We start from the raw sequence: 14317 nt of genomic DNA on the forward strand, positions 1-14317 counted from the left end.
CCGCTCGGCGCGAGACAATAGAGAGGTGATCTCCTCCCAGCCCCCTCTCCCCCTCTGGGACGATCCGGCCGAGAGCACACTGAGCACACCCGCCCCTCTCCCCGCGCATCTGGCTCGCATCCTCGCCGATTCCACCGATCGTGTTGGCTGGCTCCGCGCTCGAAGCCGTGGAATAACGGCGACGGATGTTGCCAAGCTCGCCACCGAACGATCCGTCAGGGCCGTGGTCGACGACAAGTGGTACGGCAGCCGCTTCTCGGGCAACGCGTTCACAGACCACGGCCGCGAGCGGGAGCCCGAAATCGCTCGCTGGGTGAGCGAGAACTTTGGCATCCAGCCGAGCACAGCGCTGTTTCACGCCGAGGGCAGCCGCGCGCATCTGGCAACCCCCGATGGCCTCTCTATTGGCGGGCCCGGTCTGCACCTCGCCGAGATCAAAACCACGAGCAGCGCGTGGCGCTCTATCCCGCGAGGGTACCTGCGCCAGGTGTGGTGGCAGCAGTACGTTCTGGGAGCCGAGCGCACTCTTTTGGTGTGGGAGCAGCACCGCGACTTTGTGCCCGTCGATGCTGAGCCTCAGTACCGCTGGATCGACCGCGACGATAACCAGATCCACATGCTCGTGCGCCTGGCCGACCAGGTACTCGAGGCTCTCGCCCAGCGCAGCCGGGGCTGATCGTGGCTTCGCCGTCGCCGTCGCCGTCGCCGAACAGAAGGGACCCCGTCATGACCGACACCTCCTCTCCCACAATGCGCGCCGTCGTCATCGACGAGCTGGGGGGCACCGACCGGCTTCGCCTCACCCAGCTCGCCAGGCCGGTCCCTGTTTCAGCGGAGCTCCTCGTTCAGCTCCATGCGGCCGCCCTCAACCCGATCGATGCCAAGACGCGGGCCGGCAAGGGTGCAGCGGCGGGCATCCGCTCGTTTCCCCTCACCCTGGGCAACGACTTCAGCGGCGTCGTCGCCCAGGCGGCCTATGAGGCTCACCCCCTGCGGCCAGGAGCCGAGGTCTATGGCATGCTCTCGGTGCCGCGCACGAACGGCAGCTACGCCGAGTTCGCTGCCGTGCCCGATATGTCGATCGCGAGAAAACCGAGCAACCTGAGCCACGTCGAGGCGGCCGCAGTTCCCCTCGCCGCGCTCACAGCAGACGGGGCGCTCAGGGTGGCTGGCGTCACAGCCGGCAGCCGCGTGCTGATCCATGCGGGCGCGGGCGGCGTCGGCCACTTCGCCGTGCAGTTCGCCGCCCTCGCGGGCGCTGAGGTCATCACGACGGCATCGCCTCGCAACGCGGACTGGCTGCGAGAACTCGGCGCGAGCGAGGTCATCGATTACGGCTCCACGAGGTTTGAGGATGTGGTGAGTGGAGTCGATATCGTCATCGACCTCATCGGCAACGTGCACGACAACACCGGCTCGCGTTCGCTCGGAGTGCTGCGCGCCGACGGCATCCTCGTCAATGTTCCGACGGGCAGCTGGCCCTCTCTTGCCGAGGATGCCGCCGCGGCCGGTCGCCGAGCAACGGGATTCAAGGTCTCTCCCGACGGTCGCCGTCTCGCGGAGTTCACCGACCTCATAGAAGCGGGAAAGCTGCGAGTGCACATCGACGCGGTGTTCCCCCTCGATCGGGTCGCCGAAGCACACGCCCTTCTTGAGCAGGGTCACACCCGCGGCAAGATCTCACTCGATCTCACTCGATAGGACGGGTTCGCTCCTCCGCCCGGCGCCTCGGAGCCCGGTTGGGGGGCTAGGTCCCCTGTGTGAGGACGATGCCTGCGTGATGCTGGGATTCCGCTAACAGTTGAAGGAACCCATCGTGCGCACAGCTCTGCTCTCGGGAGTGGCCGCCGCCACCCTCATCGTCGTCACCGCCGCCGCCCCAGCCTTTGCAGCGACTGAGACGGTCACCACGGTCTCCACGCACACGGTACCAGCGGATGTCGCGATCGAGATCCCCTATGACTACGCCGTGTGGGGCGATGCGGGCGCATTCGCAATCGACGGAAGCGTCGCCTTCCCGCTCACCGCCATCCAGTACGACGGCGACTTCAGCCACCACACTTTCGCAATGTCAGCCACGGCATCCGCAGGATGCGTCCGCGTCGTCAAGAGCTTTACCTTCGACTACACGCTTGCGGACAACGGCGGTGTCAGCGACCCGTCCGTGCCGCTCGCGGGCGGTATCGGCGCGGGCGAGCCCCTGGCTTTCGCGTCCCTCGGCACCGCCAACGTCATCCACGGCGGAGACGGCACGGTCAACAGGATCGATGGCGAGCGCGTCTGGGTAGACCTCGATGTGCTCCCCGCGCCCGCGCCGCCGCAGTCCGGCACCGTCACCATGTCGTACACGGGACCCGTGGCGCCCGAACAAGCCCGGGGCTACATCGGCTTCGGCACGCCAGACGTGACGACCTGGGTCGTCGATCGAGCATCATTTCTCGTGACCGACACCTGCAGCAGCCAGGTCGCAATCCCTGCCGTCGCGGCACCGCCCGTCCTGCCCGCGACTGGCGCGGAGTCCGGAATCGCCGGAGCGCTTGCCGCAGCGTTCCTCGCAGTGGGCATTGCCGGCCTAGCGCTGGCCCGCCGTCCCACCACCCGCGCGGGGGAGCGCTGATCTCGAGGCATCTGATCGATCGAAAGCCGGTCTATCTGCGGTGGCGCTCTGTGCGGTGAGGCGCGGTCGTCCCGCCCGTTGCGCCACGAGCAGCCCCGCGAGCAGCAGGAGCCCGCCGATCCATTCCGCCGTGTTCGGAACCTCGCCCAGCAGCGCCCAGGCTGCCGCGATTCCCGCGACCGGCGCCAGCAGAATCCACGGCACCACGGCGGCAGACGGATACTTCGAGAGCAGCCGGTTGAAGATGGCATACCCGAACAGCGTGCACAGCCCGGCGGTGTAGATCGTTGAAACCGCCGCCTCCCACGAGAAGCCGGCCAGCGCTGCTCCGATCTCGACCGGGCCGTCGATCAGGAGCGAGAGCGCGAACAACGGGAGCGGCACAACAAGCGCTGACCACACCGTCAATGAGAGGCCGCCCGAGATTCCGGATGCCCGGGAGACAACATTGCCGACGGCCCACGACAGGGCGGCGAGCAGAGACAGCATAAGCGCGACAAGGGGCACGCTGCCCTCTCGCCCTACGGCGACGATCGCGAGGCCCACCGAGCCAATCACTGCCCCGATCAGTTGCGCGGGTGCAGGAATCTCCCGGAGGACACCGGAGGCGATGACCATCGTGAAAATAACCTGCGCCTGGAGCACGAGGGCCGCGAGTCCCGGCGGCATTCCCAGGTGCAACGCCACATAAAGAAAGCCGAACTGGCCGAGCGACATGAAGACCCCGACGCCGATGATGAATCGCCAAGGAGCATCCGGCTTGCGCACAAAGAATATCGCCGGAAGGAGAACCACCGTGAATCGGATGGCCGCGAACAGGAGCGGCGGAATCCCGTCCATTCCCCAGTCGATGACAACGAAGTTGATACCCCACAGGGTGGCTACCAGGGCGGCGAGCAGACAGTCACGCAGATTCACCTTCTAATAGTCTCCCGCCGCAACCATGTAAATCCAGCAAATGATTTGGATGCTCACCAGGTAGCATCGCTTCATGATTGATGTGACGGCGCTGCGGTCACTCCGCGCAATTGGCGCGCACGGATCCGTGATTGCGGCGGCGGAGGCCCTCGACTTCACCCCCAGCGCCGTGTCACAGCAGATCAAGCGCCTCGAGCGGCAGCTCGGGCTCCCCCTGCTCGAGCGCGTCGGACGGGGCGTGGTACTGACGTCTGAGGGCCGCCACCTCATCGACGCCGGTGGTCAGCTCCTCGCTCACATCGAGCAGCTCGAGTCTGGCCTGCATCGCGAGGCGGGAACCGTGACGGGCAGTCTGCGGGTTGCAGCGTTCTCCACCGCCACCCGAGGGCTCATCGCGCCCGCTATCAAAGCCGTGACGACTCAGCATCCGCGTCTCGCTCTCGAGATCGCCGAACGGGAGCCGTGGGACTCCATCGACCTGGTCGCCGGAGGCCGGGTCGACATCGCCGTCGTTCACAGCTGGGGAGATGTTCCACTCGCGATTCCTGGCAACCTCGTCCGCACGCCCCTCGCCGTCGACCTCGCCGACATCGTGATGCCCGCCGAGCACCGCCTTGCGGGCAGAGAGCGCGTCTCGGCCCACGACCTTCTCGGCGAGGCGTGGATCGCCACCCCCGAAGGCACCATCTGCCGCCAGTGGCTGCGAAGGATGCACGACGGCACTGGGCAGCTGCCCCGCATTGTCCACGAGTCGCTGGAGTTCGACTCCCAGACCGCTCTCGTGCAGGCCGGACTCGGAATAGCCCTCATACCCCGTCTCGGTCGCCACCCGCTTCCCCACGGCGTGGTCGCTGTCCCCACCCATGAGCCGGTCTCCACCCGTGACATAACAGCTCTCCACCGCGACAGCATGGCCGACTCGCCCGCGGTGGCTGCAGTACTCGAAGCGATGCTCGCCCAGGCGGCACTCGCATGATGCAGCAGGTCAGTGCCCGTACCAATACAAAAAAGGCCCCGCCGAAGCGGGGCCTTTCTGTAGTAGCTGGGCGACCTCAGTCGCTAAGCGAAACTAGATTGCGTTGACGTCCACGGGGATGCCGGGGCCAAACGTGGTCGACAGCGTCGCCTTGGCGAGGTAGCGGCCCTTAGCGGAGCTTGGCTTGAGGCGAACAACCTCGTCGAGCGCTGCCTTGAGGTTCTCGTTGAGCTTCTCAACATCGAACGACGTCTTGCCAACGATGAAGTGCACGTTGGCGTGCTTGTCAACGCGGAACTCGATCTTTCCGCCCTTGATCTCGTTCACGGCCTTGGCCGTGTCGGGGGTGACGGTGCCGGTCTTGGGGTTCGGCATGAGGCCACGCGGTCCGAGGACCTTTCCGAGGCGCCCGACCTTGCCCATGAACTCGGGCGTTGAAACGGCCGAGTCGAAGTTGGTCCAGCCAGCGGCGACCTTCTCGATGAGCTCGTCGCCACCGACCTCGTCGGCGCCAGCAGCGATAGCTGCCTCAGCCGCGGGGCCCGTTGCGAAGACGATGACACGGGCGGTCTTGCCGGTTCCGTGGGGAAGGATCACGGTACCGCGAACCATCTGGTCAGCCTTGCGGGGGTCGACGTTGAGCTTGAGCGCAACCTCAACGGTCGAGTCAAACTTCTTCGAGCCAGTCTCACGGGCGATGTCTACGGCCTCGGCGGGCGTGTAGAACTTGCCGTCTTCGATCTTCTCGGCTGCGGCCCGGTAGGCCTTGGACTTCTTTGCCATGGTGTTCTCCTAAAAGTGAGTTCGTGGGTAGCGAGCCAGGCGGGCTCTTCCACTACAGCGACCGAGGTCGCCAAAAAATGGGGTGGTAGACCTACGCGTCGACCGTGATGCCCATCGAACGAGCGGTGCCCGCGATGATCTTCGAAGCTGCATCGATGTCGTTGGCGTTGAGGTCAGCCATCTTCTGCTCAGCAATGGCGCGAACCTGGTCCTGGGTCAGCTTGGCGACCTTGACCGTGTGCGGAGTGCCAGAACCCTTGGCAACGCCGGCAGCCTTCTTGATGAGCTCTGCGGCGGGCGGGGTCTTCAGGATGAAGGTGAAGGAGCGGTCCTCGTAGACGGTGATCTCAACGGGGATGACGTTGCCGCGCTGCGACTCGGTCGCGGCGTTGTACGCCTTGCAGAACTCCATGATGTTCACGCCGTGCTGGCCAAGTGCCGGGCCGATGGGCGGGGCGGGGTTGGCGGCGCCGGCCTGGATCTGAAGCTTGATCAGACCCGTAACCTTCTTCTTCGGTGCCATTGTTTCCTTCTTTCGTTGTCGAGCATCCTGAATTCGGATGCTCTTCCGCCTGCCCGGCCGTTCCGAGCTGCGGTGGTCTAGTTGATATTAAAGCTTGGTGACCTGGTCGAAGCTGAGCTCGACGGGGGTCTCACGCTCGAAGAGCGACACGAGCACCGTGAGCTTGCCGCTCTCGGGCTTGATCTCGCTGATCGACCCGGGGAGACCCGCGAACGAGCCCTCCTTGATCGTGATGGTCTCGCCGACCTCGAAGTCGACTTCCTGAGGAATCGAGCGCTGAACAGCCTTGCCGCCCTTAGCTCCACCCTTGGTGGGAGCCTCAACGACCTGAACCAGGCTCTTGAGCATCTGGAAGGCCTCTTCGAAGCGAAGCGGGGTCGGGTTGTGGGCGTTGCCCACGAAGCCGGTCACGCCGGGGGTGTGACGCACAACCGACCAGCTGTCTTCGTTCAGGTCCATGCGAACCAGTACGTAGCTGGGGATGCGGACGCGCGTTACGAGCTTGCGCTGGCCGTTCTTGATCTCGACGACATCTTCCATCGGTACCTCGACCTGAAAGACGTAGTCCTCCATGGTCATCGAAACGCGACGGTTCTCGATGTTCTGCTTAACGCGCTTCTCGAAGCCTGCGTACGAGTGGATGACGTACCACTTGCCCGGCAGGGACTTGAGCTCGGCGCGGAATGCCTCGTAGGGGTCAACCTCGGCCTCTTCGGCGTCCTCGGCTTCGGCAACCGTCTCGTCGCCAGCAGGAGACTGCGCGTCGAGGGCTGCCTCAAGGCTCGCCTCTGCATCGTCGATGACGTGCATAGCCTCGTGCTCGGCGGGGGTCACGGATTCGATCTCCTCGGCCAGCACAGGACCCTCGAGCTCCTCGTCCTCATAGGACGACTGCTCTGCTGCCACGGACAGGTCGATCTGCTCCTCGGGGGAGTTCTCGATTTCGCCACGTTCTGTGTCAGACACTGATTCTCATTCCATTGATCTCAAACGATTCGGCTTCGGATGTCGGTCGCATGCGACCGGCCACGATTAGCCGACTGAGCCGTTGCCGAAGACGTAGGCGACGACAAAACCAAACAGCAGGTCGAGCCCCGAAACCAGGGCCATCATGATGATCACGAAGACCAAGACGACCGCGGTGTAGCTGAAGAGTTCTTTGCGGGTCGGGGTGACGACCTTCTTGAGCTCGGCAATAACCTGGCGCAAAAAGAGCGCAACACGGGCGAACGGGCTGCGACGCTTAGCCCGCTCTGCCTTGGCGTTGCCGACGACATCCTCACTCGGCTCGTCGATAACTTTTCTCGCCACAGTTACTACCTTCCGGACGTGGACCGAAAGGTCACAGGACCTTCGGCTGTTCGCTGACCAGCGCTCAGGGTGAGCTGATCACGCTGCAGGGCGGACAGGACTCGAACCTGCAACCTGCGGTTTTGGAGACCGCTGCTCTACCAATTGAGCCACCGCCCTTCGGCATCGAAATACCAAGCTTTAACCATAAGGGTTGGGATTCTCTGGGTTCCATCCATGCTTCGAAATTGGCATGGAAAAGCTTGGCGGATTTCAACCACCACGCATCAGTCTAGAACACCGTTCGGAGGCTGTAAAGCTGGGGGTCGCCCGCGCGCGCCGCGGTGGCAGCATTCGCACAGTAAGCACGCCGCTGCCAGCCTGTTGGGCCCCGATTCCATTACTGTGGAACGGTGACCGAACTCCCCCCCATCTCGCCCCGCATCGCCGCGATCGCCGAATCCGCCACGCTCAAGGTCGATTCCAAAGCAAAGGCCCTCCAGGCCGAGGGCCGCGACGTCATTAGCTTTGCGGCGGGCGAACCAGATTTCGCCACCCCTCAGCACATTGTCGAGGCAGCATCCGCCGCCGTTCTCGACCCCAAGAACCACCGCTACACGCCCGCCGCAGGCCTTCCTGCGCTGCGCGAAGCCATCGCCGCAAAGACGCTCCGCGACAGCGGGCTTGAGGTTTCTGCCGCCCAGGTGATCGTGACCAACGGCGGCAAGCAGGGCGTCTACCAGGCGTTCGCCACCGTGGTCGGCCAGGGCGATGAGGTTCTGCTCCCCGCCCCCTACTGGACCACGTACCCCGAGGTCGTCAAGCTTGCGGGCGGTGTGCCCGTCGAGGTATTCGCGGGCTCTGACCAGGAATACAAGGTAACGGTCGAGCAGCTCGAAGCCGCACGCACCGAGCGCACCAAGGTTCTGCTCTTCGTCTCGCCCTCGAACCCCACAGGTGCCGTTTACACGCCAGAAGAGACCAAGGCCATCGGCGAGTGGGCTCTTGAGCACAACCTGTGGGTAATCAGCGACGAGATCTACCAGAATCTGGTCTACGACGGCTCGGCGCACGCCATGTCGATCGTCGAGGCCGTCCCGGCCCTGGCCGACAACACCATCCTCGTCAACGGCGTGGCCAAGAGCTACGCGATGACCGGATGGCGTCTCGGCTGGATGGTCGGCCCGGCTCGCGCGATCAAGGGTGCTGGCAACCTGCAATCGCACTTGAGCTCCAACGTCTCAAACATCTCGCAGCACGCCGCTATCGCCGCCCTCACCGGCCCGCAGGACGACGTGCTCGCCATGCGCGACGCGTTCGACCGCCGCCGCAAGCTCATCGTGAGCGAGCTCAACAAGATCCCCGGAATGGTGACCCCGACGCCCGAGGGCGCCTTCTACGTGTACCCGGATGTCACGGGGCTGCTGGGGCGCGAATGGGGCGGAGTTACGCCGACGACGTCGCTTGAGCTCGCCGACCTCATCCTGGATCAGGCGGAGGTTGCCGTCGTTCCCGGCGAGGCATTCGGGCCGAGCGGATACATCCGTCTCGCCTATGCACTCGGCGACGACCAGCTCCTTGAGGGCGTGCAGCGCCTTCAGCGACTGTTCTCCTAGCGCGTCCCTGCTGCGCGGGCAACCTCGTCTGCGACTGCTGTAAGAAGCTCTGAGCGCAGGTTCCACTGCTGCCAGAACAACGGCACCTCAACAGTGTTGTCGGGCCCGACGCCGACTAGTTGCGGATGGGATTCTCTCTGCTCGTCGGGGATCATGCCCCAGCCCATTCCTGCACTCACGGCCGAGACGAATTCACTCGACGCCGGCACGTAGTGCCGCGGCGGGTTACCGGCCACCCCGAGGCGACGAAGCATATTGGTCTGCATCTCGTCGCGCCGGTCGAAGTCGACGATGGGGGCCACTGCGAACTCCGCTGGCGTTCCGCCGTCGGCAAACCAGCGAGCGGCGAACTCCGTGCTTGCCGACGCGCGATACCGCATGCTGCGCAACGGGCTCACGACGCATCCTGCGACGGCGATGGATCTGGCGGTGACGGCTGCCATGACCTGACCGGTCTCGAGCAGTTCGGTCGTGTACTCCTCGTCTTCTCGCCGCAGGTCGAAGACCACGGGGTGTCGTCGAGCCACCGCGGCGAGCGCCGGCAGCAGCCAGGTGGCGAGCGAATCGGCGCTGACGGCGATGCCCACAGAGGTGAATCTCGTGGATTCATCGTCGAGACCCGCCTCGGCGAGGGCATCGTGCTCAAGAAGCGCCATCTGGCGGGCGAGGCGCACAATGGCCGTGCCAGCATCCGTGGCCCTGACCGGCCTCGATCGCACAAGAAGCACGCGACCCATGCGCTCTTCCAACGCCTTCACCCGTTGGCTCACCGCAGACGGGGTGATGTGCAGCGCGCGCGCAGCCCCCTCGAGCGAGCCTTCGTCGATGACGGTGGCAACCGTTCGGGCGAGATCGAGGGGAATCTGCATTATGAAGCGATGCTAATGCAAGCTAAGGAACATTAGCTGGTGTGCGCCATCCCGCCCTGCTTACAGTCAATGGGTGATCCTCCCCCTCGACCTCTCTCTCCCCACAATCGCCGCTGGATTCGGCGTTGGTTTCGGCCTCATCGTCGCCATTGGCGCGCAGAATGCGTTCATCCTGCGGTCGGGGGTCCGCCGCCAGCACCTGCTGGCCGTCGTGCTCGTGTGCGCCATCTCCGACGTCGTGCTCATCACGAGCGGAATCGCCGGGATCGGGGCGCTCCTCGACAGCGTACCCTGGGTCATCAGCCTTATCCGCTGGGGAGGCGTTGCGTTTCTCACGGCCTACGGACTGATGGCGGCCTGGCGCGCCTGGCGCCCGCGGGCGCGAGGTCTCACGGTGGAGGACACCCATGATGATGCCACCGAGCGCGAGAGCGCCCCCGTGGTGGCACTCGCTCCTGCCCACGCCGCGATGGGCGCATCCACCTCGCCGAGAGGCACGACATCCGAGTCAGGCACGACGATGGTGCAGGCCCCGCCCCGCCCCGCAGCCGCGCGTCGCGGCATGCGCACACGGAGCACCCTCGTGACCGCAGTACTCACCGCCCTCGCGTTCACCTGGCTCAACCCGCACACCTACCTCGACGCGGTCGTGCTGCTCGGATCCATTGCCAACACGCACGGCGATTCAGGGCGATGGATGTTCGGGCTCGGCGCAATTACGGCCAGCTTTGTGTGGTTCACCCTGATCGGCTTCGGCTCGCGTCTGCTCGCCCACCGCCTCGCCTCACCGACGGCATGGCGCATCCTCGACGGGATAATCGCCGTGATCATGCTCTCGATCGCCCTCTCGTTGGCGCTGTCGAGCTAGAGCAGCCGGCGCTCCAACGCCCACGCGGTCAGCTCGTGCCGGCTCGAGAGCTGCAGTTTGCGCAGCACCGCCGACACGTGGGTCTCCACAGTCTTGATCGAGATAAAAAGCTCGGTCGCCACCTCTTTGTAGGAATAACCGCGGGCAATGAGTCGCATTACCTCACGTTCGCGTGCCGAAAGCCTGTCGAGCTCGTCATCCGTGGCGGCCTGCTCGCCCGCAGCCGCGCCAAAGGCATCGAGCACGAAACCGGCGAGCCGAGGCGAAAACACCGCATCCCCGCCAGCGACCGTGGCGATGGCCGTGTTGACGTCGTCGGCAGAACTGCCCTTGGTGATGTAGCCGCGAGCGCCAGCGCGAATCACGCCGACAACATCCTCAGCGGAGTCAGAAACGCTGAGCGCGAGAAACGTTGTGCCAGAGAGGTGAGGGAGGCTGCGCCTGATGACCTCGGCCCCGCCGCCGCCCTGCCCTCCCGGCAGGTGAACGTCGAGGAGCACGACCTCTGGTTTGAGCTCGGTTACGGCATCGATTGCGGAATCGACATCCGCCGCCTCCCCCAGCACCTCGACCGCCGAGTCGAGGGATGCCCTCAGCCCCGACCGAAAGATCGAGTGGTCGTCAACGATTACTACGGTGGTCACGGGTCGCTCCTAGCTCACTCATGATGCACTGCTTGCCAGGGCAGGTGCAGATGCACTTCGGTGCCCGAGCCTCCCGCGCCGGGCTGAACAGTCGCTGATCCGCCGGCGCGCTGCATGCGACCGACGATGGATTCTCGCACGCCGAATCGGTCGGCCGGCAACGCATCGAGATCGATTCCCGGGCCACGGTCGCGCACAAAAACGTCAACGGCACTGGCCGAGCCCTCGATATAGACGGAGACGTCGCCGCCAGCGTGGCGCGCAGCGTTCAGCATGGCCTCCCGGGCGGCCGCGACGATGACCGCCGACGCCGTCATCGATTCGCCGACCGCGACCACGTCGATGCGAGCGGGATGGTCGAGCTCGATCGCCGCAGCAATATCGCGCAGTTCTTGCGCCAGGTCGGCGCTGATCGGTTCGGTTCCGGCAAAAAGCCATTCGCGGAGTTCTCTCTCCTGGGCGCGAGCTAGCCGTGCAATGTCGCTCGAGGCACCGGCACGGTTCTGGATGAGCGCGAGGGTCTGCAAGACGGAATCGTGCAAGTGGGCCGCGATCTCGGCGCGTTGCTCCTCTCGCACACGACCGGCGCGTTCCGCGAGCAGGTCGGTCCACAGTTTGACGAGCAGAGGGGCGACCGCGACGCCAAGGCCGAGCACGAGCATGACCACGGCCAAAACAGCCGTCATCGCATCGGGGCGACCACCATTCGACGACAGCAGCAGGAGGCCCGCCATAAGAAACACGGCAACGCCGAGCGCTCGCACCGTGACCACGTAGCGCCGTGAGCGCGAGGCGTCTGCTTCGTCAAAGGCGAGGCTGAACCCCACCGCGCTGCCGGTCAACACGATGGCAAGCACGATCGCCGTGACCGTGGATGCTCCCACCGCCGATTGAATGACGGCGACGACGGAGGCGATGGATCCCAGAACGAGAAGCACTGCGGCGATGGGTGCCCGGCGCTGAGGCGCATCATCGTCATCGGCCGAGAGTGCCGCACCGGATGACCGCTCTGCGCCGGTTCGGCGCGTACCGGAACCTTCCGAAGGGGTGAGCGCCCACAGCCACAGGTAGAGCAGCGCTCCAGCCCCGCCGATCAGGCTGGTGAGGGCAAAGAGCCAGCGGATTCTGGAGACGGGCCAGCCCAGGTGGTTGGCGAGGGCAACGCTCACTCCCCCGACCAGAGTTTTGCGGGGACGCACGAGCGGCGGGCGCAGCGAGAGCGACGCCGTGGCGGCGTCGTGCGCGTGGTCGGCTCCGGATGCTGTGCTCACGCATCAATCCAAGCAGACGGGAGCACCCCCGGGGAGTGAGCGGGCCAAGATCAGGGTTCGCTCAGGGGCGTCCCCCATGGCCGGGCGCCGAGCCCGGGGCCACGATATAACCATGACCAACGACTCTCCTGCCCCATCACAGGCACCCAACGGCAGCAACTCGTTCTTCGAGTGGATGCGCGGGCTCGGCATCATCCGCGAGCCGGGCTGGATCGGCGGCGTTGCCGCAGGCCTCGCCACCCGCCTCGGCATTGACGCCCTCATTGTGCGCGGCATTATCGTCGCGCTTGCCCTTCTCGGCGCACCCGCCCTGCTGCTGTATGCGGCGGCGTGGGCACTGCTTCCCGACACCACGGGGCGCATCCACCTTGAAGAGCTCTTTCGCGGCACATTCGATAAGGCCATTGCCGGCATCGGAGTGATGCTGCTGATCGCCCTGCTTCCGTTCGGCAGCACCGGTTGGTGGTTCTTCCCCGGCATTGACTCCGGCTGGTACAACGGCCCGTCGCTCGCCGGAATCATCTGGGCCGTTTTACTCACGGGTGCCGCCGTATGGCTGGTCATCTGGCTCGCCCGCAAGGCGCCGTCGACCCCCGCCGGCCCGCCCTACAGCGCTGCGGACAGCACAGCGCCTTCCGAGACCCCTGCGTCGTCGGCCTCCTTCGTGGCGGGCGAAACAATGACAGCGGCGCCCACTGCTCCTCCTGCGCCCCCGGCGGGCAGTGGAGACGCCGAACTTGCCGCCTGGAAGCAGCAGCAGGCTGAGTGGAAGCGCACGAACGACGAATGGCGGCGCGACCAGAACGCGAGCGCTCACGCCAAGCAGCAGCAGGCCGCCGCCGAGCGCCGCCGGATAAACCAGGAGGCCGCAGCGGAACGTCGCCGAATCGCGGAGGAGCACGACCGCATCACTCGCCCCGGCGCCACCTACACCCTCATCGCCATCGGTCTCGCCCTCATCGCGGGCGGCGCAACCGCCCTGATCATCTCCTCCTTCGACTGGGCAGTCGAGTCAAAGGTCGTTGCCTCGATGAGTGCATCGCTTGCCGTGCTCGCCGTCGCCATCATCATCAACGGCTTTCGCGGCAAGCGCAGCGGCGGGTCCAGCGGCGTCGCCGTGCTCCTTGTCATCGCCCTCATCCTCACGAGCTTCTTCAGCTCGGTGCGCGGCCCGCTCATCTCCGACCGCGACATCATCTGGCAGCCCGCCGCGGCGGCCCATGCTCAGGAACGCACCGTGATTGCAGGGGACGTGAGGCTAGACCTCAGCGACTACTCAGAAGAGTTCACCTCCAACGGCTTCGACCGCACCATCGAGCTCACCGTCGTCGCGGGTGAAGTCACCGTAATCGCCCCTGCGGATGTCGCCAGCCAGGTCGACGTGGATGTCACCTTCGGCAGCATCACTTCGGGCCGCGGCGACAACCGCGACTTCGACACCGACGGAGTTGGCATCACCCGTGTCTTTGAGTTCGAGCCCCGCTCCGGGAGTTCAGACGACGACAGGCTGGTGCTCGTCGAGATCCACGTCATCGCGGGCGAAGTCAGCGTGAGCCAGGCTCGCTGAGCCGCCGCATCCCCAACGTCACGAGAAACGGAAACCTCATCATGAGCGACAACACAAGCGACACGAACGACCCGACGGTGCGCCTCGACTTCACCGACGAAAAGTGGACGACCGCACCGACCCCTCCTCCCCGCACCCGACGCCCCGTCCGCATGTCCACGGTCGTGTGGGGCGTGATTCTGCTGGGCCTTGCCGCCCTCTTCGTCACCGCTCGGGTGGTCGACCCGAATATCGTCGACGGGTGGACGGCCCTGGCCTGGGGCGGCCTTGGCCTGGGTCTCATCCTCATCGTCGGCGGCATCGCAGCGGCATCGCGGCGAAGCTCCTAACCCCCGCAACGACGAAGGCCCGAGGACATCGTCCTCGGGCCTTCGT

Annotated in this window: 16 protein-coding genes and 1 tRNA gene; 8 read left to right on the forward strand and 9 right to left on the reverse strand. The window is 65.4% G+C overall.

What is annotated here, in order from left to right; translation table 11 throughout:
• Positions 1-25 precede the first annotated feature (25 nt).
• From C2138_RS10665 to C2138_RS10675, 3 genes are all read left to right on the forward strand, one after another.
• Entirely contained in the window at positions 26-676 is a 651-nt protein-coding gene (locus C2138_RS10665; protein ID WP_241961102.1) for a YqaJ viral recombinase family protein, read from the forward strand.
• 50 nt (positions 677-726) lie between these two features.
• Positions 727-1701 carry an NADP-dependent oxidoreductase gene (locus C2138_RS10670; protein WP_241961103.1) on the forward strand — a complete coding sequence of 325 codons (975 nt, stop codon included), beginning with the start codon at positions 727-729 and terminating at the stop codon, positions 1699-1701.
• A gap of 115 nt (positions 1702-1816) precedes the next feature.
• On the forward strand, positions 1817-2617 hold the full coding sequence (locus tag C2138_RS10675) for an LPXTG cell wall anchor domain-containing protein (protein ID WP_108517725.1): 801 nt from the start codon (positions 1817-1819) through the stop codon (positions 2615-2617).
• Here the strand turns inward: C2138_RS10675 and C2138_RS10680 are convergent.
• The gene (locus C2138_RS10680) at positions 2573-3535 is read right to left on the reverse strand and encodes an EamA family transporter (RefSeq protein WP_108517727.1); all 963 of its coding nucleotides are present in this window, start codon (positions 3533-3535) and stop codon (positions 2573-2575) included. The genes C2138_RS10675 and C2138_RS10680 overlap by 45 nt on opposite strands.
• Before the next feature lie 73 nt (positions 3536-3608).
• Here C2138_RS10680 and C2138_RS10685 point away from each other — a divergent pair, with 73 nt between their 5' ends.
• Positions 3609-4511 (forward strand): LysR family transcriptional regulator, encoded by a 903-nt coding sequence (locus tag C2138_RS10685; RefSeq protein ID WP_108517729.1) that lies wholly within the window; start codon positions 3609-3611, stop codon positions 4509-4511.
• 93 nt (positions 4512-4604) lie between these two features.
• On the opposite strand, the gene rplA is transcribed toward C2138_RS10685, so the two are convergent.
• From rplA to C2138_RS10710, 5 genes are all read right to left on the reverse strand, one after another.
• Positions 4605-5294: a 50S ribosomal protein L1 gene (gene rplA / locus C2138_RS10690; protein ID WP_108517731.1), complete on the reverse strand. Its 690-nt coding sequence runs from the start codon at positions 5292-5294 to the stop codon at positions 4605-4607.
• 91 nt (positions 5295-5385) lie between these two features.
• A complete protein-coding gene (gene rplK / locus C2138_RS10695) occupies positions 5386-5817 on the reverse strand; it encodes a 50S ribosomal protein L11 (protein WP_108517732.1) in 432 nt (143 codons plus the stop codon).
• An 87-nt stretch (positions 5818-5904) separates the two neighbouring features.
• Positions 5905-6759 carry a transcription termination/antitermination protein NusG gene (gene nusG / locus C2138_RS10700; RefSeq protein ID WP_108519075.1) on the reverse strand — a complete coding sequence of 285 codons (855 nt, stop codon included), beginning with the start codon at positions 6757-6759 and terminating at the stop codon, positions 5905-5907.
• A 90-nt stretch (positions 6760-6849) separates the two neighbouring features.
• Positions 6850-7128, reverse strand: a complete 279-nt coding sequence (gene secE / locus C2138_RS10705) for a preprotein translocase subunit SecE (protein WP_108517734.1) — start codon at positions 7126-7128, stop codon at positions 6850-6852.
• Between the two features lie 86 nt (positions 7129-7214).
• A tRNA-Trp gene (locus C2138_RS10710) sits at positions 7215-7287 on the reverse strand.
• 233 nt (positions 7288-7520) lie between these two features.
• On the opposite strand from C2138_RS10710, the gene C2138_RS10715 reads away from it, so the two are divergent.
• Positions 7521-8723 (forward strand): pyridoxal phosphate-dependent aminotransferase, encoded by a 1203-nt coding sequence (locus tag C2138_RS10715; RefSeq protein ID WP_108517736.1) that lies wholly within the window; start codon positions 7521-7523, stop codon positions 8721-8723.
• On the opposite strand, the gene C2138_RS10720 is transcribed toward C2138_RS10715, so the two are convergent.
• Positions 8720-9592 (reverse strand): LysR family transcriptional regulator ArgP, encoded by an 873-nt coding sequence (locus C2138_RS10720; protein WP_108517738.1) that lies wholly within the window; start codon positions 9590-9592, stop codon positions 8720-8722. The genes C2138_RS10715 and C2138_RS10720 overlap by 4 nt on opposite strands.
• 73 nt (positions 9593-9665) lie before the next feature.
• Here C2138_RS10720 and C2138_RS10725 point away from each other — a divergent pair, with 73 nt between their 5' ends.
• Positions 9666-10460 (forward strand): LysE/ArgO family amino acid transporter, encoded by a 795-nt coding sequence (locus tag C2138_RS10725; RefSeq protein WP_241961104.1) that lies wholly within the window; start codon positions 9666-9668, stop codon positions 10458-10460.
• On the opposite strand, the gene C2138_RS10730 is transcribed toward C2138_RS10725, so the two are convergent.
• Positions 10457-11104, reverse strand: coding sequence for a LuxR C-terminal-related transcriptional regulator (locus tag C2138_RS10730; protein WP_108517740.1), 648 nt, complete (start codon positions 11102-11104; stop codon positions 10457-10459). The genes C2138_RS10725 and C2138_RS10730 overlap by 4 nt on opposite strands.
• Positions 11105-11118: 14 nt before the next feature.
• Entirely contained in the window at positions 11119-12375 is a 1257-nt protein-coding gene (locus tag C2138_RS10735) for an ATP-binding protein (protein ID WP_241961105.1), read from the reverse strand.
• 112 nt (positions 12376-12487) lie between these two features.
• Here C2138_RS10735 and C2138_RS10740 point away from each other — a divergent pair, with 112 nt between their 5' ends.
• Together C2138_RS10740 and C2138_RS10745 are read left to right on the forward strand one after the other, a co-directional pair.
• Positions 12488-13942 carry a PspC domain-containing protein gene (locus C2138_RS10740; RefSeq protein WP_159078206.1) on the forward strand — a complete coding sequence of 485 codons (1455 nt, stop codon included), beginning with the start codon at positions 12488-12490 and terminating at the stop codon, positions 13940-13942.
• A 41-nt stretch (positions 13943-13983) separates the two neighbouring features.
• Positions 13984-14271, forward strand: coding sequence for a hypothetical protein (locus C2138_RS10745; protein WP_108517743.1), 288 nt, complete (start codon positions 13984-13986; stop codon positions 14269-14271).
• The last annotated feature ends 46 nt before the right edge of the window (positions 14272-14317 follow it).

The sequence above is a fragment of the Salinibacterium hongtaonis genome, from assembly GCF_003065485.1.
Taxonomy (GTDB): domain Bacteria; phylum Actinomycetota; class Actinomycetes; order Actinomycetales; family Microbacteriaceae; genus Homoserinimonas; species Homoserinimonas hongtaonis.

Bases quoted from the DNA above. Each gene is read 5' to 3' on its own strand.
- C2138_RS10670 (WP_241961103.1), top strand. From the start codon at position 727: ATGACCGACACCTCCTCTCCCACAATGCGCGCCGTCGTCATCGACGAG.
- rplA (WP_108517731.1), bottom strand. From the start codon at position 5,294: ATGGCAAAGAAGTCCAAGGCCTACCGGGCCGCAGCCGAGAAGATCGAA.
- C2138_RS10685 (WP_108517729.1), top strand. From the start codon at position 3,609: ATGATTGATGTGACGGCGCTGCGGTCACTCCGCGCAATTGGCGCGCAC.
- C2138_RS10740 (WP_159078206.1), top strand. From the start codon at position 12,488: ATGACCAACGACTCTCCTGCCCCATCACAGGCACCCAACGGCAGCAAC.
- C2138_RS10745 (WP_108517743.1), top strand. From the start codon at position 13,984: ATGAGCGACAACACAAGCGACACGAACGACCCGACGGTGCGCCTCGAC.
- C2138_RS10720 (WP_108517738.1), bottom strand. From the start codon at position 9,592: ATGCAGATTCCCCTCGATCTCGCCCGAACGGTTGCCACCGTCATCGAC.
- rplK (WP_108517732.1), bottom strand. From the start codon at position 5,817: ATGGCACCGAAGAAGAAGGTTACGGGTCTGATCAAGCTTCAGATCCAG.